The following is a 24,990-nucleotide window of genomic DNA, read 5'->3' as shown; positions in this document are numbered from 1 at the left end:
GGCCACGCAAACACCATAAATCCCGAAATGGATAAGAGAAGATTACCAAAAACGCCTTTCCGAAAAATGCTCTGTGCTACGTAACAAGGCGTGGCGAACTGGGCACAGGCCGAGGCAAAGTGACAAGCCGCAACGCCGTTTCCATGTCGCCTCTGAAAAGGTGCTTGCCAAATTCCAGCTGGATAACTATTACGTGAGCAATATCTTATCGGTATATTCATGCCTTTGCAGCATAGTCGTCGCTTAATATGCGTATGAATTTGTCTTGTGCAAATTTTCAGTAATTTGCTGAATTTTTGTTATCTTTTCCATTAATTATTGCGTTTGTTTTTCAGTGATTGGGTTGAATGGCAATGCCAAGACTTCCCCTGGGGCGACTGCTCCACATCTCGACTATCCTCATGACGCTTTCGCTTGCGATGAATGTTCATGCACTTGCAAAGCATATGGGGCAGGATGATCGTAGCACTCCTGCTGATGGGCGTGGCGATACGGCTTTGCCTGCAAATAGTCCCAAATCCGAAGCCTCTGCCGAGCAAGGTACCGTACCCCGTCGCGAACAGGAGACAACGAGCCGCGGGGGCTGGCGGTCTGTGCCCGGCCTGAGTGAGGCAGTGGAATCGGGTTCTTCAGTGGCACCCGTCGAGGCGGCCTTTCTCAAAAGCGACGGTCATGCGGCCCCATGTGGGATCGGGCCCTGCCTGAGCGATAAAGGGGCTACACCGGGAGATCTGACATCCACCGATCAGGCGCAGAAGGAAATCGTAGATCATCTACTCGCCAAGCAGGGGAGCGTGGACGAGGAACAGAAAAAACTCGAGGAACAGAAGCGCGTCCTGGATGCGGCTCGCATCGTTCTGGAGGAACGTATGCGGGCCATCGATAACTCGATGGCCGAACTTGCGGAAAAGCAGGCTCGTCACCGTGAGACGATGGCGGCCGAGACTTCAAGACTCGTCAAGATCTACGAAGAAATGCCACCGCGTGAGGCCGCTGCGGTTTTCAATATCATGGATATCCACGTGCTGGTCTCTATCGCGAACAACATGAATCCCAGAAAGATCTCAGCGATCATGGGGTATATGTTCCCTGAGAGGGTCAATACTGTTTCGCAATATCTGGCTGGCGTGCGCAACTTCCATAATCAAGGTGGCACTCCCGATGGGTCTTCACGCCGTTCATCGTCAGCCGGCGTTCTCTCCTGGCTGCCGCACACGGATTCTGGCAAAGGGCCGTCCTTGCGGGAGTGATGCTTGTAGCGCTGATACTACCCCGATTTTCAGCTCCGGCCAATTAAGTTAGTGTCTCCGTCGCGTCACCTGACTGTGACGCATCAATCGATTTGAAACGGTGAAGTCAGAATGCATCCTGCTTTAAGGGCCTATCAGGCCGTTGCAGAAACGTCGCTTTCAGGCCGCGAAGCGGAGGCAGCTTGTTTCACAATGATGATCAACGAGCTGACTGCCGCCGAGCAGGACCACGCATTGCGGTTCAAGGCGCTGGATCGGCACCAGAAACTCTGGTCGCTCATCATGAAAGCCAATATCGTCGATAGCGGACAGAACCCATCGGATGATCGTGTCCTGATCGTAAACCTGGCCGACAAAGCTCAGCGCTACGGCATACAGGCTATTCTTGATTCGGCTCTTTCGCTCCAGCCTTTGATAGATATCGCTCAGGATGTTCTAGACGGGCTGCTCGCGCAATAGCGCGCGGTAGAGCTGGCAGGGGGCATCGCGCGCATGTGCCGCGGTGTTGGCAGATGTGAGTGTTAGCTACGTCTGATGCCTGAAAGGTTGCGGTGTTGCGCTCCTGATCTGGGCGTCCAGCTGCCAAACCTTGTCAGAAAAAATCCATCTCCCCGGCAGGGCTATGCGGCTCTTTTTCTTTTCCCAAAAAGAGCCCATGTATGCTCCCCAAGCATACATCGTTCAGCACCTCATCCAGAGTAATTGCGACATTTTCGTCCCAAAGAGAAAGTGTCATCAGATTGCGCAGGATCGTCGTAATCGCGTCAACAAATTGTGTGGCGTGATCGAGCTTCTGTAAATTGGCAATCTCACTTTCATGGAATGCATTGCCAAGAGCAGACCGTTCGACCGCAGCCTGAACAGATAGCAGGTCACCATGAGTGATGATCAACTGTTGAACAATATTCGATAGAACTTCATGGGGATTCGTGTTCAACAATTTGGCTCCTGTAGGGGAAGGGCGGCAAGCACTTGTGGCGAATTTTAAAATAGCTCGACGCTAGAAGCGTTCGTTTTCTTCCATTTTGTTTCGAAGTCAGCTTCTTTCTTATTGAAGATCTGTTCCTGTATCCCGATGGCCTGGCTATCATCGACAAGATTCTGCTGCGCTCTGCCCGTCGTTGGCCAAAATCTGATCCGTCGCGCCTGCGTGCCTCCAAGGCTTTGCGCGATACAGGTGATCCGTTCTTCCTCGAGATAGCGCCTCACGAACGTGCTGTTTTCCTGTCCGATATGCCCAAGCGAGGGAATGATCGCAGCTCCCCCGAAGGCCTTGCAAAGCAAGCGGTCACGTCGTCCGCCACCGCTGAGAATGCCGTTTACGAGTTTTTCCATAGCGTTTACGCCAAAGCGCAGGGCGGTGTTATTGTCGCAGCCCTCACCGTTTGGAAGCAGGAAATGGTTGATCCCCCCGATGCCGGCGAGAGGATCATACATGCATACCGATATGCACGAGCCAAGAAGAGTTGTCAGGAGCACGTCGGCGTTATCGGAGATAACGACGTCTCCCTGAATAACGGTGTGAGTCTTCGTTGGCATCTGCATTAGGTTATAGGCCCGAAGACCTTCTCCAGAACTTCCCGGAGTTTGGCGACCGTGTAGGGTTTTGCCAGAAAATTATTAACGCCGGCCTTGATGGCCTCCTGCACCAGGTCACGGCTGGTCTCGCTGGTCAGGATAACGAAGGCGGTCTTCTGGGTTTTCGGGTTTTCCCGAACGGCGCGCAGCAGGGCAAGGCCATCCATGACGGGCATGTTGAAGTCGGAAATAACCAAATGGGTCGGATTTTGCCCGAGATAATCGAGTGCTTCCTTGCCATCCTTGCGCTGGGCGACCTGAGTAAAGCCGAGCTGCGCAAGATTATTGGCGAGTACCTGACGTATAGAGGCCTGATCATCGACGATCAAAGCTCTGATTTGAGAGGCTGCAGGCATTTCCTGTCCTTAAGACTTCACGATGGTCGAGAATTTGAGGCGGTGTATCATGGTTGGGACCTGCTTCAGGCGTGGGTCTGGCGCGTGTTGGCGCTCATGGCCGCCGCACTGATCTGATTGAGGGAAATGATCTGACAGGCCGCCCCGATTTCGGCCGCGACTCTCGGCATTCCATAGACGACTGACGACGCCTTGTCCTGCGCGATTGTCCAGGCACCGCTTCGTTTCAAGGCCAGAAGACCCTCTGCCCCGTCCTGACCCATGCCAGTCAGGATGATACCCATAGATCGGGCACCGAACTGCTCTGCCACACTGTCGAAAAGGACATCCACCGAAGGAACGTGGTTATTGACCGCAGGCCCCTGGACCAGGCGTGTCATGACACCCTGAGCGGTATGCGTGACAGTCAGGTGCTGCGTGCCGCCGGGGGCGATGCGCACCTGGCCCGGCGCGAGCACCTCTCGGTCGCGGGCTTCGGTGATGGATAACTGATCAAGCTTCTTGTCCAGTCTGGCAGCAAAGCTCGCCGTGAAAAAGGCAGGCATATGCTGGCAGATCACGATGGGCGGGCTCATGGAAGGAAAGCCGCTCAGCACTTCCTCGATCGCTTCAACGCCGCCCGTCGATGAGCCGATGGCAATCAGATCATGCGGCTGCTGCCATGATTTCCGGTCGGGTGCGACAGCCGGTGCTGCCGTCGAGAGCGTCTTGACGGCCGGTTTCGACCGTGCGGCCTGTCGTACGATGCGCGGCAGGCCGGCATAGGCATTTGTGCCGGGTGTTGTTGCGGTCGTTTTGGGAAAGCAGTCAAAGGCCCCCATCTGAAGCGCTGTCAGCGCGATCTCGGCGTTCCGTTCTGTCAGGCTCGAGACCATGACCACCGGTATCGGTCGAAGCCGCATGATTTTTTCAAGAAACTGGAGGCCATTGATATTGGGCATCTCGATGTCGAGCGTGATTACATCCGGCTGGTCTTTGATGATCATGTCTCGTGCTTCGAGCGGATTGGCGGCTTCGCCGGTGATGACGAGATCCGGATGGCTCTGAAACGCGTGGCGGATCATGGCGCGCGCCGTGCGGGAATCATCAACTACGAGCACCTTGACGGGTGATGTCATCGCTCAGGCTTCCTTCTGATAAATTGTCGGCGCGATGCTCACCAGTCCGCACAGTTTCGCGTTGGCCACACGTTCTGAATGGCCGACATAGAGAAAGCCTCCCGGTTCAATTCTTTCGGCGAGGCGCTTCCAGAGGGCCTCGCGGGTCTCGTCATCAAAATAGATGACGACATTTCGGCAGAAAATCACTGAAAAAGAGCCGTGAAACGGCCAGGCTGCGTTGAGATTCAAGACCTTGAAAGCGGGGAGGCGCTGAAGCGTTTCCGAAAAGCGATAGGCCCCGTCATGAAGCTTGAGAAAGGAGGTTCTGTCCTTCTCAGGGATCCCTTCCAACTCGTCCGGCGCATAGGTGGCACTTGCTGCCCGCGCTACGACGTCACTGTTGATATCCGTTGCCAGAATGCGGAAATCATAATTGCCGATTTCCGGAAAGCTGCCGGCAACGGTCATGGCAATGCTCCAGGGCTCCTGCCCTGTCGAGCAGGCCGCCGACCAGATGCGCCCGCGTTTGCCCTTGCGCAGCGCAGGTGCCAGTTCGGGCATGACAACAGTCCTGAGATGGTCGAAGTGGTTCACCTCACGGAAAAACCCGGTGACATTGGTCGTCAGGGCGCAGATCAGCCTCTCCATTTCAACCGTCCCGGCGGGGCTGGTCGTAAAGGCGAGATACTCCCTGAAGGAGCTGAGTTGCATCTCCCTTACCCGGCGGGAAACGCGCGAATAGACGAGCGCCTTCTTGGTAGCTGGCAGACAGATTCCGGCCTGGGTGCGCGCGATCGACTGCAACAACTGGAAGTCGGCGTCGGTATAGTCAGGGGCGGAAAGGGTGATGCTGTTGATCATTCTTTGCTGGATTCACCCACGAGATGTTTGACGACCGTATCGAGCTTGAGAATGCCGATCATACGGTTCTCGATCAGGACGAGGCCGTGAAGGCAGGCGCCCTCATCGGAGGTCGGCTGGATATCGCCCGTGCTGATATCGGCCAGGTCGATCACACGATCGACCAGCAGACCATAGACAACACCCGCGCGTGATTCGACGATGATGACGACCCGTCTGGAATTTTCCAGCTCGGGGGGAATGTTGAGATAGGCCGCAAGGTCGATGACGGTCAGGATGATGCCACGAAGATTGATGGCACCGCAGACATAAGCGGGGGCAAAGGGGAGGGTCGTCGTCTTTTCAAATCCGCGGATCTCGCGCACGCTGAGGATCGGAATGCAGTATTCCTGAGCGCCGACGGCAAACACGATCATCTTGACCGAGGGCGTTTCGGCCCCTTCACGGGTGGTCAACTGTTCGGACATCTTCGTTTCCTGATTGATGCTGAGCATGGTCATGTTGGCCTAGTTTACGAGCTCGGAGACGCCGAGCGCTGCTTTGTTTTCCGTCTGGCTGAGTGCAGCAGCGATCAACGCCGATACATCCAGAATGAGAGCGACACTGCCATCGCCGAGGATCGTGGCGGCGGAGACCCCGAAGATATGGCGGTAATTGCGCTCCATGCTTTTGATGACGACCTGCATCTGTCCGCAGATCTCGTCGACGATCAGCGCGGCGCGGCTGCCGGACTCGTTCTCCACGACCAGAACAACGGCGCCTTCCAGAGACTCCCTGATTCGCGCGCCAGCCAGCCCCAGGGTTATCCCGAGCGGCAGGAGCGGTATGCATTCACCGCGCTTCGAGATGATCCTCGTGCCATCGGGCAGGGAATAGACATCGCTCTGGCTGACGATAATGGCTTCGGAAACTGCCGAGATCGGAATGACCATCGTTGTTTCATCTGCCGAGATCAGCATGCCATCGAGAATGGCCAGGGTAAGGGGCAGGCTGAGACTGAACGTGCTGCCCTTTCCTGAAACACTGCTGATCACAATGCGCCCACCCAGGCTCATGATCGCCTGCTTGACCACATCCATGCCGACGCCGCGTCCCGAAAGGTCGGAAACTTCCGACGCGGTCGAGAAGCCGGGGGTGAAAATGAGGTTGTTGATCTCGTCTTCGCTTAGCGTTGCATCAGGAGCGATGATCCCGCGTTTCACAGCTGTCTCGAAAACGCGCTTGTGGTTCACGCCGGCACCATCATCCTTGATGGTGATCAGAATGCGCCCTGAACGGTGCTCGGCAGAAAGGGTGATGCATCCTTCTGGCGACTTGCCCGCGGCGATACGGTCTTCTGTCTTTTCGATACCATGATCGACCGCATTTCTCAGCATGTGCGTGAGCGGGGCTGCGAGCTTTTCGATCAGGGTGCGGTCGACTTCAGTGTCTTCGCCTTCGAGGACGAGATTGACGGCCTTCTGCGTCATCGAGCTTGCTTCACGCACGACACGCTGCATGCGCTGGAATACGCTCCGCACGGGCTGTGCCCGCACGGACATGACGGCGTCCTGAATGTCGCGTGTGAGGGTCTGCATGCCCTCGATACCCTGCATCAGCTCGTGATGGCCGGAGGTGCCAGCCTTCTGGCACAGCGACTGCACGGCTGCCTGGGCGATCACAAGCTCGCCGACCAGATCCATGAGGTCGTCGACACGAGACAGATCCACGCGGATCGAGGCGGCCTCGGCCTTGCGTGCGACGGTTGCGCCGGTCAGGGCTATGGGTTCCTCATCGCGCTGTATTGTGGCTGGCGGGGCGAGGTCGTCCAGAAACGCCTCCGCCGAGAGGCGTCTGTCCGTCGTGGGCAGACTGGCCCCACGAGAGAGGGCCTGTCCCGCATTCTGCGCCACCATTGCCTGTATGGTATCTTCGGACAGGCTCGCAGGCGCCCCGAAAAACGCATCTGCCTCGTTGCTCTCGTCGGGGTTTGTCGTGTCGGTCGCGATCCCGTTCGATTCGAGCGTGAAATCGCAGCTATCGACAACCCAGTCGAAGGCATCCCTGATTTCGCTCTCGGCAACGCTGTCTGGCAGGGTGACGCGCCATGTGAGATAGGACGACGCAGGCAGGAGATCTTCAAACGCAGGGAGCGCTTCGGTCAGGCATTCGACATGGGCGGTGTCGCCCTTGTCGTGAGCAAGGGCGGTCAGGGCAACAAGGATGTTGCGCGCATCGTCGCCGCAGCCATACATGGCGTCATGCGGGTGAAAGGTAACGATCTTTCGGGCCGATGCCGGTTCTGCAAAATCATCACCGAAGTCGAAGGCGACGGGCTCGAACTCGAACGGAACCGGGCTGAACCCTTCAGTCTCGCTCTCCGTCGGGTCGAAACTGGCTGCTGGGCTGGAAGCACCGGCAGGCGCCTCACCACTCACAACATTCAGTTCGGTCAGGCTCTCCTCCACACGCTGTGCGTCGACAGAGGCGCCGCCGCGTGCTTCGACCACGAGATCGCTGAGAACATCCATGCTTTTGAGGAAGACGGCGATGATCTCTTTTGTCGGCTGGATTCGGTCGGAGCGTACTCCGTCAAGAGAGTTCTCGAAGACATGGGAGAAGCGGACGAGATTCTGCAGTCCGAAGGAAGCAGCGCCCCCCTTGATGGAATGTACGGCCCTGAATACCGCATTGACCGTATCATCCTCGGCACGATCGGCAGCAAGAGCCGCCAGACCCGTTTCGAGTTCCTGCAGTTGTTCGTCGCATTCCTGGAAAAAGATCTCCAGGATTTCGTCCATGTCTGAGCTCATTCTGCCCCTGCTTTCTCTTACTGAGTGACGCGCCGGATGGCTGAAACCAGACTGTCGGAATTGAAAGGCTTGATGATCCAGCCGGTAGCCCCCGCAGCCCGTGCGCGGGCCTTCTTTTCCTGATCGCTCTCTGTGGTCAGGACGATGACGGGGAGATGCCGGAAGCGGTCCATCTTGCGGACAGCCTCGATCACGCCAAAGCCGTCGAGGCGTGGCATGTTGATGTCCGTGATGATGACAGCAGGGGCTGGGGTGGCAGCCTCCAGAACCTCGATGCCCTCGACACCATCATTCCCCTGAATAACCTCGTAGCCAGCGCCTTCGAGCGCGTTCCGCAGCATGCTCTGCATGGTTCTGGAATCATCGATCGTGAGGACGCGCAAAGTGGGGGTTTCTGTCATATCAAGGGCTCTCTGACATCAAGGCAGTTTTCTGCAGCACTGAGGTTGCACCGAAAAGGATGAGCGCTTCCGACAGCTTGTCTGAAGCATTGATGACCGGACGCTCGCTGGCCAGAATGACCTGAAGGCAGAGCCCTCCGAGATAGGTGACCTCCGACCCGTCGAGGGCGCTCTCAGGAGAAAGACTGAGCATATCCTTGAGAGCGGGGGCCGCGCCTGAATCCAGCCGGGAGGGCATGATGACGCTGGGGCGTTCCGCGTCTGTGGTTATGGAAATCTCTTCCATCAGAAATCCTCCCACCCCTGGTCGGAAGAAGTTACCTGCAGGGCTGGCTTGGCCGGCGCCTTGGGAGCCGGACGGACAGGTGCCGGGTTTCTTGTCTCAACGGCGTGGGGCGCAATTGTCGCCGCTCTGGCAGGCTGGGGTTGACGCGCGACAGGCTTTGCCAGCGGAGCCGCGGGTTTGCGGGATGGGGGGGCAGCCTCGGGCTTCTTGCCCAGCCCGAAGCCATTCAATGTCTGGGTGAGGGAGCGCGTCTCTGTCGTGAGGTTGTGGCTCGCCGCTGTCGCTTCCTCAACCATGGCGGCGTTCTGCTGGGTGACCTGATCCATGTCATTGATCGAGCTGGTCACTTCGGCCAGACGCAGGGCCTGCTCGCGTGTTGTCTTGGTCAGGTCCTCGATACGGTGCGCGATGCTCGAAATGCTTTCGGAGAAACTGCCGAGATACTGGCTGGTGCGGTGTACGAGGCTAACGCCCTTATCGACCTGCTCGGCAGAGACAGAGATCAGGCGCTTGATCTCATTTGCTGATTTCGCCGATTTTTCGGCCAGCGAGCGGACTTCCTGCGCCACGACGGCAAAGCCCCTGCCTGCATCGCCTGCGCGCGCTGCCTCAACCCCGGCATTCAGGGCAAGAACATTGGTCTGGAACGTGATCCCGTCGATAACGGAGATGATCTCGCCAATAGCACTGGAGGATTTCTGGATGCCGCTCATGGCGGTATTGGCCTCATCCATGACCTCTGTGGCGAGCTTGACCTGATCGAGCGTCTTTTTGGTGTCGATGCTGGATTCTGAGCAGACATCGGCGGTCGCCTTGATGCCTTCACTGATTGTCCTGACCGAGCTGGCAGCCTTGCCGAGATTTTCGGCCTGAATTTCGGTTCGACGCGCCAGATCATCAGACGCCATGGAAATTTCCGCAGCGCCCGTGGTGATGAATTCCGAGCTGCGCGCCATGTTGATGAGAACGGTTCTCCAGTTCTGGCAGGCCTCGTTGAAGCCGATGGCGACTTTTGCAAAATCACCGTTGAGAATATCACCCGTAATGGCTTGGTCCAGATTACCCTTGGCGACAGCAGACATGGCTGTCTCGATCGTAGCCACTGCAGTCTTGATTTCCGCGACTTTTGCGGCTGCACTGGATTTCAGCCCGTCCACTTCCTTGCTCAGAGCGTCGATTTGCGTCTTGTCGTCACTCTTGTCCGAGCGGGCTTCATGCAGGCGAGAAAGGAGAGCGATCAGACGACCGCTTTCATCCCGTGTGTCGGAGAAGCGGGCGCGTCCGCGTGCATCGCCACGGATCAGACCTTCGCCGTAAGTCAGAATTCTCTCGACCGGTTCGGCAACCGCCTGAATCAGGGCGAGGCGGAAGAACAGGCTTGAGGCAAGAAGGATGAGAGCGAGCGCCAGCAGCGTGTAGAAAGCGCCCGAGGAGAGGGCGTTGCCATAAAAGAAGCCGAATGCGCATACGAGCTGAACGACTAGGAGTAATTGAATACATAACATCGTCGTACTGATCTTGGACCGGTACGATGCTTCTTGATACAGCCAGGTCTTCATCGTGCTCTACTTCGCAATCATGAGTAAGTGCTGGTAAGTCCAGAAACCGTATTGCCAATGGGTGTTATAAAAAAGTTAAGAATGTAAGTCGCTATGCCCACCGGGGATACATGGGCGATGCTTCAAACCGTTACATGAAGGCATTAAGAACAAGTTAAGCATCTGAAGTGTATTGCAGGCCCTCAAGTCGGGCGCGTAGTCTTCATCATGGCCACCCTGAGGGCGTTTTCGATGGGTTTCACACATGGTCTGCGATGAGAGATCACGGTTTCCATGTTCATCGGAGGGCCGATCATGGAAGCCCGACGGGATGATATTTTTATGAAATCGAAGCGAAAACACGCCCTGGTTCTGATTGCCCCATGGGGTGAGGCGGGACGAAGCTTCAGGAACCGAAGCTGCGCACCAGCCCGCCTGCAACCATCTGCCAGCCGTCGATCATCACGAAGAAAATGAGTTTAAAAGGAAGGGAGATGGTCGCTGGCGGTAGCATCATCATGCCAAGACTCATCAGGACACTGGACGTGACGATATCAATGATCAGAAAGGGCAGATAAAGAAGAAAACCCATCTCGAAGCCACGGCTCAACTCTCCAACCATGAAGGCTGGCATGAGCACGCGCCATGGAGCGTCAGTTGCCTGCGGTGAGGGCGTCAGATTGGCGAGATGATAGAATGTCGCAAGGTCTGACGGCCTCGCATGGGCCTGCATGAAGTGACGGAAGGGCTCCGCAGCAGCGGTCAGCCCATCGACCTCCGACATCGTGCCGTTGATCATGGGCGCTATGCCCTGACTCCATGATTGCTCGAAGGTCGGCTGCATGACGAAAAAGGTCAGAAAAAGTGAAAGCCCGATAATCACCGGGTTGGGCGGGGTACCTTGAGCGCCGATAGCCCCCCTGAGAAGCGACAGAACAATGATGATGCGTGTGAACGCGGTCACCATGACCAGCAGACTGGGCGCCAGAGAAAGCAGTGTGATCAGCGCAGTGAGCTGTATCAGCCTGCTTGTTGTGCCGCTGTTGCCACCATCGTGACCGAGGTCGAGCGTCAGGGACTGCGCATGGGCTGATGAGGAGACGCCCAGCAGTACGATCGCCAGCACAAAAGCCAGAAGCAGCAGGCAGCCCTGTTTTTTCACGGGGCGCGGTTCCGATAGTCGGTCAGCAGAAAAAAGAGACGGCACAATCATTCGTGCCGACAGAGGCCGATAGGAAGGGGCAGCGATCACTATCGGGTCTCCGGCAGCGTTGCGGTAACCGGAAACGATGTTTCAGGTTGGGTCGTATCGGTCTCAGGCACGATCCAGCCCAGAAAAAGATCCGTCTCACCGCCGGTGAGAATGAGGCCGGTCCGATCCTGACATCTGAAGAGCGACAGTCTGCGTTTGGAATCGAGAGAAAGAGACTCGACAAGGCCGAGCTGAGCGGATTGATGGCGGCGGCCAAGGCGCGGCTGCAGATAGATAATGGCAAAGCGCAAGAGAAAGATAAGCGCGATGACCGTGATGAAGGACGCCGCGTAATCGATCCAGGAATGCAGCGTCATCTGGGCGGCAGTAAGTGAGGCATGGGCCGGTATCCTGTTCGACCAGGGAGAAGAGTATTATTTGCTGGCTGCGCCCGAGGACGACGAAAGAATTTCGGTCATTGTTACGCCAATATTGTTGTCATCCACGACCACCAGTTCGCCGCGAGCGATCAGGCGGTTATTGGCGTAGATATCAACCGCTTCTCCAAGCTTCTTGTTCAGTTCAACGACAGCGCCGCGTCCAAGGCGCAGCAACTGGCTGACAGGCATCGTGGCTGTGCCGATCACGGCAGTGATCTTGACCGGGATGTCATAAACCGCGTCGGACCGGCCAGTGCTGGCTTCCTGTGAAGAAGCTGCCTCGGATGAGGCGTCCTGGGGAGCAAAAGGTTCGGATGTGAAATCTTCGAGTGAGACCATTTCGTTTTTATCATCCATGGTTCAGTGCCTGTCCATCGTTGTGGAGGCGAGAATTTCCCGGTCAATCGACGCACTGACAGAAGTCATGATTCTGTCGATGGCGCTCTGGCGCCATTTGGTGGGATCGATGAGAATCGAGCGTGTTCCAGAGTCGATTCTGATAGTGGATGCCATAGGCTTCGCACAAGGCTCAAAGCGGGCCTTGCTGTCTGTTCCCAGAAGGGGCTTCAGGCGGGCTTCATCCTTCGGGTCACAGTAGATAATGACATCTTCTTCGCAGAGCTCAATCAGATCAGCCGCATCCTGAAGAAGGTCACGTTCGACGCCCTTCAGGGCCTCTGCCGGGAGATGGGTGAGCGTCACGAGCAGATCGATGACAGTCTGGACGTAAACCTGCCCCGCCTCGCGGGCCGATTGTGTACGATATCGCCTTTCCGCCTCGAAGGCCTCGGCAATTGCCGAGAGCTTTTCGGCAAACTCTGCCTCCAGAGCAGCCGTGGCCGTGGTTCGTCCCTCTTCACGCCCGGCATCGAAGGCCGCACGGCGAAGGTCATCAAGCTCATCCTGGGAAAGGGAGATGAGGGGAGGGGCAGTGTCAGGTTGAGCTTCTTCCGGCGCGATCTCTTCTGCGATGGAGGGCTTGATCGTCTGAGGAGGCACGACGCTGAAATCCGTCAGGCGACGTGCGAGACCGGTCTTGTCGGACGTAACGCGCGTAGTGCCCTGGCCATCCTGCGATGGCCTCGTCGTGCTTGCCGTCCTGGAATTGTGCAAGCGGTGCTGAAAGGGGACGAAGCCAGAGGTCACGAAATGAATTCCTCGCCGTCCGAAGCCGTATTCATGTCGATTTCACCGGAATTGACCAGATTTTTGATGGTCAAAACGATTTCTGCCTGCGCGGCCTCGACATCTCTTACGCGTACCGCACCGAGCGAGGCGATTTCCTCGAGGAGAATATTGCCGGCACGTTTGGACATGCATTGCAGGAACAGCTTCCTTTCGCTGTCCGAAGCGCCTTTGAGGGCGATGGGGAGGCGATCGCGGTCGATTTCGTTGACGACGCGCATGAGGGCCTCCTGCGAGAGGCGATTGATATCCTCGAAGGTGAACATCAGTGCCTTCACCTTTTCCATATCCTCGTGGCTCTCAAGGTCCATGAGTTCGGCAAAGCGCGTTTCCGTCTTGCGATCGAAATTATTGAAAACTTCGGCCAGCAATTCGTAGCTGTCACGCTTGGAGGCACGGCCGAGCGAAGAGATGAACTCGGAGCGAAGGGTTGCTTCGACGCTTTCGATAACCTCGCGCTGCACGGTTTCCATGTGAAGAATGCGCATCATGACATCTGTCGCATAGTCTTCTGGCAGAAGTGCCAGGACGCGGGCGGCATGGGCGGGTTGCAGGCGGCTGACGATGACGGCGGCGGTCTGCGGATATTCGCTGCGCAGATAATTCGCCAGAATCGATTCCTGGACGTTGCCGAGCTTGTCCCACATGTTCCGCCCGGCCGGACCACGGATCTCGTCCATGATCTTCTCGACCTGTTCGGGGTTGAGCGTTTTGCGCAGAAATGCCTCGGTCGTCTCGAAGGTGCCAACGAGCCCGTCGGCACTCTCGAAGTTTTCGACGAATTCGCGACACACGCTTTCAACCATCTCGGCTCTGATGACACCGAGGCCGGCCATGGCACTGGAGATCTCGCGAATCTCGTCTTCATGCAATGCCTGCATCAGGCTGGCGCTGCGTTCGCGACCGATGGTCATGAACAGAACAGCGGCTTTCTGCTTTCCGGTCAGGTGCGTGGCACTCATGGTTTTCTTTCCTTCAGCCGGATTTCTGGCGCCCTCAGGGTCGCTCATGAGTTGCCTCCCGGCCTGAGCTCAGGGCTTTCCAGCCAGCCGCGAATAATGCTCAGGCTGCCTTCAGGACTCTGATCGATACGATCGGCAACCTTAGCGATGATGCCAGCTCTCGCCTGCCCTTCCACGCCATCGATCGCCACCGTTTCATTCCCCTCATGAAGAGCAAGACTGTTGGCGCTTCCGCCTTCGAGGCTGTTCATGCCTGTTGCGGTGGTGCCCAGACCGTCACGATCGAGGGCTTCGAGTGCCATGGGACCAGAGCCGCCTGCGAGAGCCGGAAGACCGCCGCGACCACGACGAAGCAGGGGACGCAGGGCAAAGAACCCGGCTCCGAGGGCGAGCAGAATGGGTACGACCCACTCCGCAAGATAGAGGAGATTGTCTTTCGAGAAGAACCCCGGAGCCGCGGGCAAGGGCTCGATGCCGCCATCGGGCATGAAGCGCATCGACACGACTTCGACCTGATCGCCGCGCGCCTTGTCATACCCAACGGCTGTCTTGACCAGGGTGGTGATGCGGTCGATCTCGGCCTGATCCAGAGGCTTCCAGGTCGCATTCCCCTTCTTGTCCTGTACATAGGACCCGTCGACCATCACGGCCATGCTGATCCTGGCGACGCGGGGATGAATCTGCGAGACCACGCGTACACGCTTGCCGATCTCGTAGTTATTGGTCTCTTCATCGCGTGTGTCGCTTGACCCGGTCCGGTTGGCCTGCCCAGCATTGGCGTTGGGGAGATTATTTGCCACAGAGGTGTTGGGCGAGGCTTCGGTGTTGACGCTTTTGTCAGAGCTGGTCTGCTGCGAGCGCAGGACCTGCTGGTTGGGGTCGAAACTCTCTTCGGTCTCATGCACCTCGTCGTTGTTGATGACGACGGCGGCCCGTGCGCGGATATGGGCTGTCCCGAGTGTCGGGATGAGCATTTCCTCTACAGCCTGGGAAAGGCGCGTCTCCTCGGAATGGCGGAATTTCTCGAAAATCGCTTCCTGGCCGTCTTCGCTGTTGGGCTCGCCGGGCTTGGCCAGCACGTCGCCTCTTGTATCAACGATGGAAATTGACTGGGGGCGAAGCCCAGGGACTGCTGCAGCGACAAGGTTCTGGATCGCCTGGATACCGTCGGTGGCTATGCGGCCTGCACGTCCGATATCGATGACAACGCTCGCCTGTGACGGGTTTGTCTGGACAGAGAAGAGGTCTCTGTGAGGCAGGACGAGATGAACGCGGACGTTGCGAACGCCCTGGAGCAGACGAATTGAACGCTCGAGTTCTCCCTCGAGCGCGCGAGTCTCATTGATATTCTGCTCAAACTGCGTGCTGGTGAGTGTTGCGCTCTTGTCGAAAAGCTCATAGCCGACGCTTCCCCCATTCGGCAGGCCGTCCTTGGCAAGCAACAGGCGTGCCTTGGCGACCTCGTCTGGCGCCACATAGAGGCTTCCCCCATCTGGCGAGGTCGATGCGGTGATGTGATTCTTGTCGAGATCTTCCACCATTCTGGCGGCTTCGCTCAGATCGAGATTGCCATAGAGCAATGCCGTGGGTTTCTGGGCTTTGCCAAGGACGAGAAAGCCGAGAAAAGCCAGAAGAGTCACGCCAGCAGCGCCCAGGGCGATCAGCCTCGTGCGACCCAGACCTCTGAGTGATGACAGCAGATTATTCATTTATGGCGGATCGTCAGGCCTGAGCTGTGAGATATTGGGACTGCATCAGGAGGCTCCTTAATAAGTAAGAAAAATGCGAATTGCCGCTGTTTTTTTGTAATGACGAATTAATGGATATTATTATCTGAATAATACGTGCGAGGTGAAAGGGTCTCGCGTAAAATCAGGGGAGATACGCGTTTGTAGGAGGAGTCTGTTTGAGCGGAAGATTGAGGCGGTTTGCATTCTGTTCCTGCGTCAGACCGGTAGGCCCCTGCGCTACCTGCCTTGCTACATTGGGCATGAGATCAGGTCTGCTCCAGCAATCGACCCCGTTCCAGCTTTGCGTGCAATAGGGTTGAGGCGCCGGGGGGCGTTGGGCTGGAGCGCACCAATCTTCGCCTTGCTGTATATAGCCAGCATTGCACTCACGTCCGGTCAAATGCCGTGCCACGTCATCCGCGGCACAGCCGTTGAGTATTGTGACAAGAGGCACAAGGCCCGCCAAACGCGGTTTTGATAGATGAAGCATAAGCGAACGGATGCCGGTCGAAACGCTCAAGTCGTTGGCTCCGCAGTGATCTTGTCGATGGCGTTCTGATTCCGGGTCGATTCTGTCTGGATCAACTGGAAGGTAAGGTCGTAATCCCGCTGTATCTCAACGAGATGCGTTGTCTCTGAAACCGCGTTGACATTGCTCCCCTCAAGCATGGCCTGATGCAGCTCCGGCATCGCTACGGGCTGAGTGGGGGTTGTCGGCTTAAGGAGATATTGTCCCTCGGCAACTAGTGTCTGCGGGTTTCTTACCGTGACAACGCCGAGCATGCCCAATGCCCCATCGTTTGTGGAGATGGTGCCATCCTTTGCAATCGTGAAATCTTCATTTTCCTGACGCAGTACGAGATTGCGGCCGTTGCGATCAAGGACCGGATTGCCGGACCCGTCTGTTATCGTACCGTCGAGTCTGCGCGTAAACTGACCATTACGTGTCAGACGGACGCCCTGCGTGGTGCGTACGGCAAAATAGCCTTCGCCGTTGATCGCGACATCAGTCGCGTTACCGGTACTGCGCAAAGGCCCCTGAATAAAGTCGCGAAACGTCGCTTTGTCCTGAGCATAGACCTGATCTGTTTCGCCATTGATGTGCCCCGGGCCTTTTTGATGCACGAGATACTGCGAAAACATCTGACGGGACGTTTTGAAGCCATCTGTGTTTTCGTTTGCAAGATTATTCGCAGTGATTTCAAGGCCGCGCTTCAGGACGTCAATGCGCGAGAGCGCGATATAGGCGGTGCTATCCATGGTGATCCAACTCGACTTTGATCGTGATGTCGGAAAAACAGATATTGATCTCTGACAAAGGGAGGGCTGCCGTCGTCATTTCATCAGATTGATCGTGCGGGTCAGCATCGAGCGCGTTATCTGCATCGTATTGAGGTTGGCTTCGTATGAGTGTTGTGCTTCATGCGTGTCGAGGATCTCGGTCATCGTGTCGACATTGGGCATCTTGACCATGCCCTTCGTATCGGCAGCCGGGTGGGACGGATCATAACGCATCTCGAAATCGGATTGATCTTCGCCAATGTCGCGAACAGCTACCGTAGAAACGCCCGTACTGCGATCAAGCATTTCCTTGAAGGTAATCGTTTTGCGACGATAGGCATCGGAACCCGGCGACGTTCCTGTCGTTTCAGCGTTAGCGATATTCTCGGCTGCCACTTGAAGTCGTTTGGACTGTACCTGCATACCAGCGGCTGAAATGCCGATCGTATCTGAAAAATTCATAACCTACCTCTGTTCGGTCAGTATTATGACGAGCCAAGCGCAATAGAGAACATTGACATATAAGTACTATAGGCGTTTGTAGCTAGGCGCTGCTGATCATCGGTGGCCGTAATTTTCTCGAGCTCCGTTTCCAGATCGACCTGATTGCCATCGATCGAACTGCTGCCGATATCCTTTTTTATACTGCTCTGAGACGTTGAGCCTGCAAGGTGACCAGCATCAGTGCGCGCAAGGGAAACGGAAAGATGGTCTTTCAGAACGCCCGCGAATTGCGGCAGGTCACGCGCCACGTAACCGGGCGTATTGGCATTGGCAACGTTGCCGGCCAGGACAGACTCACGGGACTGGAGCCAGTGCATCCGTTGTGTTGCGAGATCGAGCACATCTGTGCCCGAAGTCGAAGCGGTCGGTTGCGCAGAGGCAGCTTGCAGCATGGTTATCTCGCCATTCCGTTAGCGGCATCATGATGACCGCAAGATTTTTCTGAATATGTGAAGAGTTTAGTGGGGAACCCCTTTTTTGGGAAGCATGTCGCGGGGCTGTAACAAAAAATTTCCGAACTCATATCACGGAGAGGTTTCATCTTCATGAAGGCTTTTGTCGTTCGCAGGACTCTCTCGTAGCACGGCAAACAGGCGTGCATGAGATTCATCGAGAGTGCGGGTGCCGATCCGCTCCGATATCCAGCGTGAAGAAGCGTTATCTCCCGCTCGAGAGGCATCCGAGGCGAGCCGCAACGCAAGGTCCTGTTGGTCTTTTGTCAGGCTCCCTTCGGCCGGTATTTCTTCCTTGGCGAGGGAGCGCAGCTCCGTCGTCGCGGACTGCCATTCTCCTTGGCTTTCGTGCGATTGCGCACTCAGAAGGCGGGCATCTTTACCGGGAATGGTCCTGAGCATGTCGAGGCCCTTGGCGCGGTCGCCTGTCGCAATCACAATCCGTGCCTTGAGGATATTTCGTCGGGTCTGCAGCGGTTCAGGCAGGTTGGGACTTTCTGTCTCGTTCAGTGCAGCGAGCGCATCGGAAGGCTTCTGATTGGCGAGAGTGGCTTGCGCGAGAGAGGCGCCTGCGGCCGCTCGTGTCTCTGGTGTAACAAGGGAGGGGATGGCTTGCGAAAGCGCGCTGGTTGCCTCATCCGACAGGCCGAGCGCGAGCATGCTTTCACCATAAGCTGCGAGGAGAGCCGCGCGCTCCTCCCCCGGCGGCAGAGCGGGAATATGGGCCTTGAGCAGGGCCGCATTATGCAGCTGTTGAGTCTTGCTCTGCGCGAGGCTGTCCTCACCGGCAATGCCAGTCAGAGCCTGAAGCAGTAAGGCGTGCCTCAGCGTACTGTAATGAGAAGGATCACTCTGCGGCACACCCAGATCGATGATCTCGGCGACTTTCTGCCATTGCTTGTCTCGGGCGTAGGCCTCAGCTTGTCTGAGGCGAAGCTGTTTTTCTCTGCCTGCCAGACGCGCGTCGAGGATGAGTCCGTCAAACGCCTTGACCTGCTGCTCAGTCGTCAGGGTGCCGCGTTCATGATCCAGTGCTATTTTCTCTTCCGTGGCCTTTTCCGCAACCGAGATATTGCGATCGGCCGCGAGCGCCGCGAAGGCGGTGTAGGCACGGTCTTTCTGTCCCTGGCGCTCTGCCGCTATTGCCTTTGCCAGCCGGAATGCTGGCTGGTCAGGCAAAGTGTCGAGCACGGCGAAGTCGCCAGGTGCGCCATGGCGTGCAATTGCTTCCGCCGCGATGGGAAGCAAGACGTCGCGAAGATTTTGCGGGTAGGCGCGCAATCTGTTCATGTCGAGTGCCAGACGATGAAGGCTACGCGTGTCGCTTTGGTCGGTGGCCTCGAGATAAAGTGCACGCCATAGTTGCAGTGCGCGCCGTTGCTGTTCTGGCCATGGGCCGTTCAGCGCGCTCGCATTGGCAGGAGAGCCGGTAAGCAACTCTGTTGCAGCCGCCAGGAACCTGACTTCCGGACGGCCGATTTCTTCCGGATCGTCACGAAGGGCGACAGCGAGAATACCGCGCGCTTCCTTGAATGCGCCCATACTGATGGCAGCGCGTGCCAGATCCAGACGTGCCGCGAAGCGATCGGCAGGCTGAGAATCGGCTGCCTTCAGTAGGCGTTCATGGTACCGTTTTAGAAGAATCTGGTCGGGGAAATTCTGCAGATCGAGCCATTTAAGATCGACATCATTGGCGTACACGGCCTGACCGTCATCTTCAAATTTCTGGCCGTCCCTGTTGAGGAGCAGGCCTGAGGGAACGGCGATCAAAGAAATATCAGGATCGCGCGCAGCGATCACGACGCCTTCGAGTGTCGGCCAGACATCGTATCCCTCTGCTCGACGCATGGCCAGGATACCGCCTTCATCAAGGAGGGAGGTGCCGACAAGAAGGCGGTCACCCGATGCCGGGTCAGCGATGGTCAGAACACGTCCGCTGCGGCGCATCGGATAGAGAATGCCGTCAGTCACCGGTAGGGGATTGATGACATGGTTGTCTTGTGTAGAGGCGCTCGAGGGCTGCTTATCGCTGAGCACCCAGCCTTCTGATCGCTGAGATAGGTATAGGCGTCGCGTATCGGGTCGGCGCAGCTGAATCAGCGTTGCATCAGGCAGTAGGCTGACAGTCAGAGAGGAGAAAAAGCCGGTTCCATGGATAGCCTGCGTTTCCATGGGAAAGGCGTTATCAACAACGATAATAAAGCGGTCACCGCTCTCGAAGGCGGCGATGCCGATCTGCGGCGGGATGGGAAGCAGGATATGGTCCACTTGACCCGACACGGCATTCGACGCGTCGGATGAGGACGGCGGAGCGCTCTCTGTGGGAGGGCGTGGCCCCGGGGTGATAAGAGGCTTTGTTGCCTTTGACGTGAGCGGCACAGTTGAACTCGCCTGGCGCGCGGGGGCATCCAGCAGTTCCGCGCGCCAGGAGGCGGGTAACCCCTTGGCCAGATCCGCTTGGCTAAGATGCGATTCATCCTGGCCTGTTACACTTGGCGGAATAAACTGCTGGGGTGTGACGGCCCGCGCATCATGGGACGGAGCATGTCTGTGGGCGTTACTTTGAGGTCGCGCGATGGCGTTTGGATGACCGGCTAACATAAAGCCGACCCCAGCCATGCCGTAGCCAAGGCCGCGCGAGAACGGCGTCGTTTTTTTTACCCGCAGGAACACTATTTTTTGTTACCAGTCGAGATCGAAACTAATGCGATTTATTGGCAGGATAATATTTTTTCGTGCCGATGCATGAGGTCGTGCAAGGAAGGTCGTCAGGCAAGAAAATTGACGACCTGCTTGAGCGGGGAGGTGTTCCTTGCGCTCGTATCCGAACCAAGAAAACTGCCGTCAGAAGAAAAGGCGCTTGCGGACGTATTTTCCGTATGGATGTCAGGGCGTGTATGCCCGGTTCTGGCTGCGCTGTAAGACTCGTGCGAAGTGTTGACAGAAGCCTGACGAAACGCTGCCGAGACCGCCGATGCTGCCGTAATATCCGTCATTTGGTTAGGCCCTTTGAAAATCGCAATTCGCTAAAATCGATCGGAAACAGACTTTAAATCCAAGGGGATGGACCAAGGATTAATTAGATTGAAAAACATTCAGATCCTATTAAAGCGTCTCCACGCCGGCTGGCATCAGCAAAACGGCTAAATTTTGCAACGATAACGCTCATGAGTGCGCTTTGATATCGCCGTGATTAGCATGGAAAAGGCCAACGAGATATATTTTTTTTCAGAATATGTCATGGCTGGCTTTTGTCACACTTCTGTCATGCATTGACCCGGATTGACGGTGCGGGCGGTAGTTTCGAGCACTCTGCGAAAAATTTGCAGCATTTCGCAACAAAGAGGTGGTGCTCATAATGTGAGTGATGTAAGCCTCAAATATGTTTCGGGCATCCTGAGCGGCTGAAGCATCGATTCAATGTAACACAAGTTGCAGAGGGTTGTGAGAAAATAACGATATTATATATTTGTTCAATAATCGAAGATAAAAATAATTCATTCGTATGATGTCGGGCGGTAAGTACAATGCGCGTATTGTGTGTTGGTGAAAATTCGATTTATGGACGACCCAGTGAAGGGCTGTCCAGAGCCGCAGTGGCGGGCTCTCTTTCTCTAGCCACCGGCGAGGCTTCAGGCGTGGTGGAAACGCTGCGGCGGTCGCATTATGATATTATTGTTGTGCAGCAGGCGGCTTCAGATGTGCGGATTATCCGACAGATCCGCAAAGGGAAAATATCCTCTCCCATAGTGGTCATACGCAAGGTGGGCACACCCGAGGGGGAGGTGAATCTCTTCTCGGCAGGGGCCGATGACTGCATTGCCGAGGATGTCGATCACAATGTGCTGCTCGCGCGGCTGCGCGCGGTTATTCGCCGCGCGGGGGGGCATGACAGTCCTACTTTGCATATTGGGCGTATGAGTGTCGGCATCGATCGGCGGGAAGTGCATATCGACAATGCCGTCGTGCCGTTGACCAGAAAAGAATATGATCTGCTCGTTCTTCTGGCGATGCGAAAGACGCAGGTGCTGAGCAAGGAAGTGCTGCTCGACAGTCTTTACAGCGGTGAGGACGAGCCTTTCGGCAAGGTCATTGATGTGATGATCTGCAAAATCAGAAAAAAGATACGGGCGTTCGGTATCCAAGAGCCGTTTACCACGCAATGGGGCATCGGTTATCGTCTGAACGAGGCTGCGTTCAATCCGGTAACTGTTTCGCTGTCCAAAGAAGACTATCGCCTCAGACCATCTGCGCGGGAAAACTGTATCCCTGTTCTCTCAGGCATCAACATGCTCGAAATATCTACTTCGGCAGAGCGTCTCTGATCTGGGCAGACAGTCGTATCTTTGAGGCTCTGGAATATTCTTGGCCCTGCGATATGCCAGAAAATGATTTCTGCGTTCGAAAGTGCAATAAAAACCCGCGACAATTTCTGTCGCGGGTTTTCTTTTGTCGTTCAGCTCTCCGCGGTGGCTGATCCGCCGTTGCTTGATCCTGAAGTCGTGGCTGCGCTGAAATTGGTGATGCTGGACAGCGGAATGGATGCGCGTCCCATTTCCACCTCGAGCTCGGAGCTTCCCTTGTGCACACCGGTCACGGTGCCCTTGATCGTGAAAGGCAAATCGGATGTCGCGCCAGTCGAATCGATCGTCTTCACTGATACGCTGTACGCGCCGTCCGCCAGCTGGTTACCAGAATTATCGGTGCCATCCCACGTCCAGGTGTTGGTACTCGACGCAGCAGCACCGCTCTGGGTCTTGACGATCTTGCCGCTCGAATCGCTGATGGCGATCGCGACGTCCTGACCCTGTGTGGCAGAGAAGGTCAGAGAGGCCTTGCTGTTCTGCAAGGGCAAAGTCGTCGATGTTGCCGTAGCGGTCTGGCCAATCCACTGGCTGCCGGAACTCAGTTGGCTGCTCTCATTCAATGAGATCAGCGATGAGAGTTTGGCATTTGTCTGAACCTGCTGCTCTGTCCCGGCGAACTGCACCAGCTCTGACGTGAAAGAATCCGAACTCATCGGGCTGCTCGGGTCCTGGTGCTGAAGTTGGGTCGTCAGCAGGGTGAGAAACGTTGTGTAGTTATTCGCCAGAGAGGAGAGGCCAAGGCTTGCAGTTGAGGTCGAATCCGACGTGCTGCCTGAACTTGACGAGTTGGCCGAGGCTTTTGCAGTCGCCTCGGCGGCCTGAAGAAGCTTCGTGTCATTGCTGATGGTCGACGTATCCATGGGGTCTGTCCCTTTGCTGAGCGTTGACCGTGATCAGGCCGTGATATTGATGCGACCCGCCGGCGTCTGCGCCTCTTTCAGCGGGTGTGAAATGGCAGGGCTCGGCTCATTAATTTCCGATGCCGACGTCTGGGGCCATAAGCGAGAGTTGGCGCTATTGCCTTGCTGATTTTGCTGTGGGTTGCTTCCCATAAAGCCTCCAGAGAGGTCTGCTCTTCCGGTATTGTCTTGCTGCGGGCTTCCCTGACGGGAATCGCCGGTATTTGTCGCAGGCGTCACGATGTCGAGCCTCATGGCGCTAGTATCAACCCCGGCAGAGTTCAGGGCCGCGAGAAGTTCTTTTCTGCTTCCTGCCAGATGCTGGGTTGTCAGATCGTCGTCGCTTTGGAGGATGACGCGCGTTGCCAAGCCGCCCTCTCCTTCGAAAATGAGATGCACAGGAGCATTATCCTCTGTCTGCACAGTCATTGAGAGTGTGCTCGGTATGTCGGTGCTTCGGGTGCCGACCGCAGACAGATCCGCCGTCTGGCTCGGGGCCTGCAGGCTAGCGGTATTCCCCTGTGCAAGGATATGATGAGCTTCTGCGCCAACCGATGATGGTTTCGCTGCCACGAGAGACTGAAATTCAGAAAGACCATGGATCGCGCTTGCCAGTTCGGTGACGGTCGTCTTTTCCTGGCTTTTGGTTTCGGGCTGCTTCTCGTCGGGCGAAGAGGAGCCATCCTCAGTCGCAGCATCTCCGGTCGAATTTAGGACAACAGCCCCGTTTACCGGAGAGGTGGCTTGGGGCGTTGGGGTGAGCGGAGCAGAGTTTGCGGGCTGATCAGCCTCGCGTGACGGGTTCGCTCCGGTGTGTCCTGCTACGTTCTGGATGAGGGCGCTTTGCATAGCGGTTGACATCGGGGTTGGTGGTACGGGCGTTGCCATGGGTGCGTTAGCCGCCTCATAAAACGTGGACACCGGAGCAATCTGAACGCCCTCATCATGGAGGGAGCTCCAGTCAATCTGATAGACAGGATCGGTCGATACCTGGGCGCCCTTGGTGAGAGAGACGCCGGTGATGGTCGCGCCATGGGGAGCCATAAGCCCTGTAATAGGGGGCTTCGAGATCGCGCTGACTTGAGCCGAAGCCGGCTGCTGTGTCGATGGCAATTTTTCTGGTGCTGGTGCTGATGATGCTGCCGAGCCGGACCAAGCGGAAAGGGGGGGAGATGGGAGAGGCGTCGCGAAAAACCCAGAGACTGAAGTGCACTGTGTTTGGGCTGCTTCCGATCCGGAAACAACTGCCAAGACAGGCTGCGGAGTGGTCGTGTTACTCAGGGAGGCGCCGGAGGCAACAGTGCTGCTCGAACCCGGAGCTATTGCCGAGACTGAGGAGGATTGCGTCTGAAGAGAGGCGCCGAACAACAGGCTTGTCATGGCGAGCGTCTCGGCGAGAGGCGTGACGGTAGAAAGGCTGACTGACTCGCCGGTGCTATCGGTGTTGTCGCATCCACCGGACGAGATCGGGGCTTTTATGGCTGAGATGGCATCGCCGGAAGAAGGTGCCGCCGTTTGCCCCGAGTTGTCAGTGTTGATGCTGTCTTCGCCATCACCTGAGTTATCCGACTGGGCGGTATCCGCAGCAGGCGCGGTCGCATTTTTCTCGCGGGCCTTATTTTTGCTCTTCTCCTGCGTCATTTGCGCGGCACTCAGCTGGGCGCCAAATGATTTTACAAGCTTTGGGTCAACGCGTGCCTGATTTGTTTTGACGGCGCCCCTTGGCGCGTCTGAGATCGTGTCTCCGCTCGTGCTGCGATTCTTGATGCCTTTGACGATATCGTCGGAGAGCGAAAGATTGTCAGGAACTCTCATC

At 56.6% G+C, this 24,990-nt stretch carries 26 protein-coding genes; 3 read left to right on the top strand and 23 right to left on the bottom strand.

Annotation, left to right across the window (positions count from 1 at the left end):
- The first annotated feature begins 401 nt into the window (after positions 1 to 401).
- Positions 402 to 1,250 carry a MotE family protein gene (locus AA105894_RS13375; protein WP_267312190.1) on the top strand — a complete coding sequence of 283 codons (849 nt, stop codon included), beginning with the start codon at positions 402 to 404 and terminating at the stop codon, positions 1,248 to 1,250.
- Positions 1,251 to 1,361: 111 nt separating this feature from the next.
- The gene (locus AA105894_RS13370; RefSeq protein WP_188424378.1) at positions 1,362 to 1,709 is read left to right on the top strand and encodes a flagellar biosynthesis regulator FlaF; all 348 of its coding nucleotides are present in this window, start codon (positions 1,362 to 1,364) and stop codon (positions 1,707 to 1,709) included.
- Between the two features lie 133 nt (positions 1,710 to 1,842).
- On the opposite strand, the gene AA105894_RS13365 is transcribed toward AA105894_RS13370, so the two are convergent.
- The 21 genes from AA105894_RS13365 to AA105894_RS13265 form a co-directional block, all read right to left on the bottom strand.
- A complete protein-coding gene (locus tag AA105894_RS13365) occupies positions 1,843 to 2,187 on the bottom strand; it encodes a hypothetical protein (protein ID WP_188424380.1) in 345 nt (114 codons plus the stop codon).
- 47 nt (positions 2,188 to 2,234) lie between these two features.
- Positions 2,235 to 2,795 (bottom strand): chemotaxis protein CheD, encoded by a 561-nt coding sequence (locus AA105894_RS13360; protein WP_188424381.1) that lies wholly within the window; start codon positions 2,793 to 2,795, stop codon positions 2,235 to 2,237.
- Positions 2,795 to 3,184 carry a response regulator gene (locus tag AA105894_RS13355; protein ID WP_188424384.1) on the bottom strand — a complete coding sequence of 130 codons (390 nt, stop codon included), beginning with the start codon at positions 3,182 to 3,184 and terminating at the stop codon, positions 2,795 to 2,797. The genes AA105894_RS13360 and AA105894_RS13355 overlap by 1 nt, the downstream gene beginning before the upstream one ends.
- A 65-nt stretch (positions 3,185 to 3,249) precedes the next feature.
- Positions 3,250 to 4,302 carry a protein-glutamate methylesterase/protein-glutamine glutaminase gene (locus tag AA105894_RS13350; protein ID WP_267312189.1) on the bottom strand — a complete coding sequence of 351 codons (1,053 nt, stop codon included), beginning with the start codon at positions 4,300 to 4,302 and terminating at the stop codon, positions 3,250 to 3,252.
- A gap of 3 nt (positions 4,303 to 4,305) precedes the next feature.
- Positions 4,306 to 5,145, bottom strand: coding sequence for a CheR family methyltransferase (locus AA105894_RS13345; protein WP_267312188.1), 840 nt, complete (start codon positions 5,143 to 5,145; stop codon positions 4,306 to 4,308).
- Complete coding sequence (locus AA105894_RS13340; protein WP_267312187.1) at positions 5,142 to 5,612, bottom strand: chemotaxis protein CheW; 471 nt, start codon at positions 5,610 to 5,612, stop codon at positions 5,142 to 5,144. The genes AA105894_RS13345 and AA105894_RS13340 overlap by 4 nt, the downstream gene beginning before the upstream one ends.
- A gap of 39 nt (positions 5,613 to 5,651) precedes the next feature.
- The gene (locus AA105894_RS13335) at positions 5,652 to 7,925 is read right to left on the bottom strand and encodes a chemotaxis protein CheA (protein WP_267312186.1); all 2,274 of its coding nucleotides are present in this window, start codon (positions 7,923 to 7,925) and stop codon (positions 5,652 to 5,654) included.
- A gap of 29 nt (positions 7,926 to 7,954) precedes the next feature.
- Positions 7,955 to 8,338 (bottom strand): response regulator, encoded by a 384-nt coding sequence (locus AA105894_RS13330; protein WP_267312185.1) that lies wholly within the window; start codon positions 8,336 to 8,338, stop codon positions 7,955 to 7,957.
- 1 nt (position 8,339) lies between these two features.
- Positions 8,340 to 8,624, bottom strand: a complete 285-nt coding sequence (locus AA105894_RS13325) for a hypothetical protein (RefSeq protein WP_267312184.1) — start codon at positions 8,622 to 8,624, stop codon at positions 8,340 to 8,342.
- Positions 8,624 to 10,129, bottom strand: a complete 1,506-nt coding sequence (locus tag AA105894_RS13320) for a methyl-accepting chemotaxis protein (RefSeq protein WP_267312183.1) — start codon at positions 10,127 to 10,129, stop codon at positions 8,624 to 8,626. Before AA105894_RS13320 ends, AA105894_RS13325 begins: the two co-directional genes overlap by 1 nt.
- Positions 10,130 to 10,568: 439 nt before the next feature.
- Positions 10,569 to 11,324, bottom strand: coding sequence for a flagellar type III secretion system pore protein FliP (gene fliP / locus AA105894_RS13315; RefSeq protein ID WP_267312182.1), 756 nt, complete (start codon positions 11,322 to 11,324; stop codon positions 10,569 to 10,571).
- Positions 11,325 to 11,413: 89 nt separating this feature from the next.
- Positions 11,414 to 11,731: a hypothetical protein gene (locus tag AA105894_RS13310; RefSeq protein WP_267312181.1), complete on the bottom strand. Its 318-nt coding sequence runs from the start codon at positions 11,729 to 11,731 to the stop codon at positions 11,414 to 11,416.
- 57 nt (positions 11,732 to 11,788) lie between these two features.
- The gene (gene fliN / locus AA105894_RS13305; protein ID WP_267312180.1) at positions 11,789 to 12,151 is read right to left on the bottom strand and encodes a flagellar motor switch protein FliN; all 363 of its coding nucleotides are present in this window, start codon (positions 12,149 to 12,151) and stop codon (positions 11,789 to 11,791) included.
- Between the two features lie 3 nt (positions 12,152 to 12,154).
- Positions 12,155 to 12,940, bottom strand: coding sequence for a FliH/SctL family protein (locus tag AA105894_RS13300; protein ID WP_267312179.1), 786 nt, complete (start codon positions 12,938 to 12,940; stop codon positions 12,155 to 12,157).
- Positions 12,937 to 13,989 (bottom strand): flagellar motor switch protein FliG, encoded by a 1,053-nt coding sequence (locus tag AA105894_RS13295; protein ID WP_373316784.1) that lies wholly within the window; start codon positions 13,987 to 13,989, stop codon positions 12,937 to 12,939. Before AA105894_RS13295 ends, AA105894_RS13300 begins: the two co-directional genes overlap by 4 nt.
- Positions 13,986 to 15,650: a flagellar basal-body MS-ring/collar protein FliF gene (gene fliF, locus AA105894_RS13290; protein WP_267312178.1), complete on the bottom strand. Its 1,665-nt coding sequence runs from the start codon at positions 15,648 to 15,650 to the stop codon at positions 13,986 to 13,988. Before fliF ends, AA105894_RS13295 begins: the two co-directional genes overlap by 4 nt.
- 537 nt (positions 15,651 to 16,187) lie before the next feature.
- Positions 16,188 to 16,931: a flagellar basal-body rod protein FlgF gene (flgF, locus tag AA105894_RS13285; RefSeq protein ID WP_267312177.1), complete on the bottom strand. Its 744-nt coding sequence runs from the start codon at positions 16,929 to 16,931 to the stop codon at positions 16,188 to 16,190.
- Positions 16,932 to 17,006: 75 nt separating this feature from the next.
- Positions 17,007 to 17,414 carry a flagellar basal body rod protein FlgC gene (flgC, locus tag AA105894_RS13280; protein WP_188424411.1) on the bottom strand — a complete coding sequence of 136 codons (408 nt, stop codon included), beginning with the start codon at positions 17,412 to 17,414 and terminating at the stop codon, positions 17,007 to 17,009.
- 23 nt (positions 17,415 to 17,437) lie between these two features.
- A complete protein-coding gene (locus AA105894_RS13275) occupies positions 17,438 to 17,848 on the bottom strand; it encodes a flagellar basal body rod protein FlgB (protein WP_267312176.1) in 411 nt (136 codons plus the stop codon).
- A 132-nt stretch (positions 17,849 to 17,980) separates the two neighbouring features.
- A complete protein-coding gene (locus AA105894_RS13270) occupies positions 17,981 to 20,188 on the bottom strand; it encodes a hypothetical protein (RefSeq protein WP_267312175.1) in 2,208 nt (735 codons plus the stop codon).
- Positions 20,189 to 20,676: 488 nt separating this feature from the next.
- Positions 20,677 to 20,904 carry a hypothetical protein gene (locus tag AA105894_RS13265; RefSeq protein WP_267312174.1) on the bottom strand — a complete coding sequence of 76 codons (228 nt, stop codon included), beginning with the start codon at positions 20,902 to 20,904 and terminating at the stop codon, positions 20,677 to 20,679.
- Positions 20,905 to 21,504: 600 nt separating this feature from the next.
- Here AA105894_RS13265 and AA105894_RS13260 point away from each other — a divergent pair.
- Positions 21,505 to 22,233, top strand: coding sequence for a response regulator transcription factor (locus AA105894_RS13260; RefSeq protein WP_267312173.1), 729 nt, complete (start codon positions 21,505 to 21,507; stop codon positions 22,231 to 22,233).
- A 131-nt stretch (positions 22,234 to 22,364) separates the two neighbouring features.
- Here the strand turns inward: AA105894_RS13260 and AA105894_RS13255 are convergent, their stop codons facing one another.
- Positions 22,365 to 23,135, bottom strand: coding sequence for a flagellar hook assembly protein FlgD (locus AA105894_RS13255; protein ID WP_188424419.1), 771 nt, complete (start codon positions 23,133 to 23,135; stop codon positions 22,365 to 22,367).
- Between the two features lie 33 nt (positions 23,136 to 23,168).
- Complete coding sequence (locus AA105894_RS13250) at positions 23,169 to 24,815, bottom strand: hypothetical protein (protein WP_267312172.1); 1,647 nt, start codon at positions 24,813 to 24,815, stop codon at positions 23,169 to 23,171.
- Positions 24,816 to 24,990: the final 175 nt, after the last annotated feature.

This window comes from Asaia spathodeae NBRC 105894, assembly GCF_025994195.1.
Classification (GTDB): Bacteria; Pseudomonadota; Alphaproteobacteria; order Acetobacterales; family Acetobacteraceae; genus Asaia; species Asaia siamensis.
The sequence above is the reverse complement of the archived record's forward strand: the minus strand, read 5'-3'. Positions and strand labels throughout refer to the sequence as shown.

Coding starts and splice junctions, on each gene's coding strand:
- AA105894_RS13375 (WP_267312190.1), top strand. CDS start 402: ATGACGCTTTCGCTTGCGATGAATGTTCATGCACTTGCAAAGCATATG.
- AA105894_RS13370 (WP_188424378.1), top strand. CDS start 1,362: ATGCATCCTGCTTTAAGGGCCTATCAGGCCGTTGCAGAAACGTCGCTT.
- AA105894_RS13360 (WP_188424381.1), bottom strand. CDS start 2,795: ATGCAGATGCCAACGAAGACTCACACCGTTATTCAGGGAGACGTCGTT.
- AA105894_RS13355 (WP_188424384.1), bottom strand. CDS start 3,184: ATGCCTGCAGCCTCTCAAATCAGAGCTTTGATCGTCGATGATCAGGCC.
- AA105894_RS13350 (WP_267312189.1), bottom strand. CDS start 4,302: ATGACATCACCCGTCAAGGTGCTCGTAGTTGATGATTCCCGCACGGCG.
- AA105894_RS13345 (WP_267312188.1), bottom strand. CDS start 5,145: ATGATCAACAGCATCACCCTTTCCGCCCCTGACTATACCGACGCCGAC.
- AA105894_RS13340 (WP_267312187.1), bottom strand. CDS start 5,612: ATGTCCGAACAGTTGACCACCCGTGAAGGGGCCGAAACGCCCTCGGTC.
- AA105894_RS13335 (WP_267312186.1), bottom strand. CDS start 7,925: ATGGACGAAATCCTGGAGATCTTTTTCCAGGAATGCGACGAACAACTG.
- AA105894_RS13330 (WP_267312185.1), bottom strand. CDS start 8,338: ATGACAGAAACCCCCACTTTGCGCGTCCTCACGATCGATGATTCCAGA.
- AA105894_RS13325 (WP_267312184.1), bottom strand. CDS start 8,624: ATGGAAGAGATTTCCATAACCACAGACGCGGAACGCCCCAGCGTCATC.
- AA105894_RS13320 (WP_267312183.1), bottom strand. CDS start 10,129: ATGTTATGTATTCAATTACTCCTAGTCGTTCAGCTCGTATGCGCATTC.
- AA105894_RS13310 (WP_267312181.1), bottom strand. CDS start 11,731: ATGACGCTGCATTCCTGGATCGATTACGCGGCGTCCTTCATCACGGTC.
- fliN (WP_267312180.1), bottom strand. CDS start 12,151: ATGGATGATAAAAACGAAATGGTCTCACTCGAAGATTTCACATCCGAA.
- AA105894_RS13295 (WP_373316784.1), bottom strand. CDS start 13,989: ATGAGCGACCCTGAGGGCGCCAGAAATCCGGCTGAAGGAAAGAAAACC.
- fliF (WP_267312178.1), bottom strand. CDS start 15,650: ATGAATAATCTGCTGTCATCACTCAGAGGTCTGGGTCGCACGAGGCTG.
- flgF (WP_267312177.1), bottom strand. CDS start 16,931: ATGGATAGCACCGCCTATATCGCGCTCTCGCGCATTGACGTCCTGAAG.
- flgC (WP_188424411.1), bottom strand. CDS start 17,414: ATGAATTTTTCAGATACGATCGGCATTTCAGCCGCTGGTATGCAGGTA.
- AA105894_RS13275 (WP_267312176.1), bottom strand. CDS start 17,848: ATGCTGCAAGCTGCCTCTGCGCAACCGACCGCTTCGACTTCGGGCACA.
- AA105894_RS13265 (WP_267312174.1), bottom strand. CDS start 20,904: ATGACGGATATTACGGCAGCATCGGCGGTCTCGGCAGCGTTTCGTCAG.
- AA105894_RS13255 (WP_188424419.1), bottom strand. CDS start 23,135: ATGGATACGTCGACCATCAGCAATGACACGAAGCTTCTTCAGGCCGCC.
- AA105894_RS13250 (WP_267312172.1), bottom strand. CDS start 24,815: ATGACGCAGGAGAAGAGCAAAAATAAGGCCCGCGAGAAAAATGCGACC.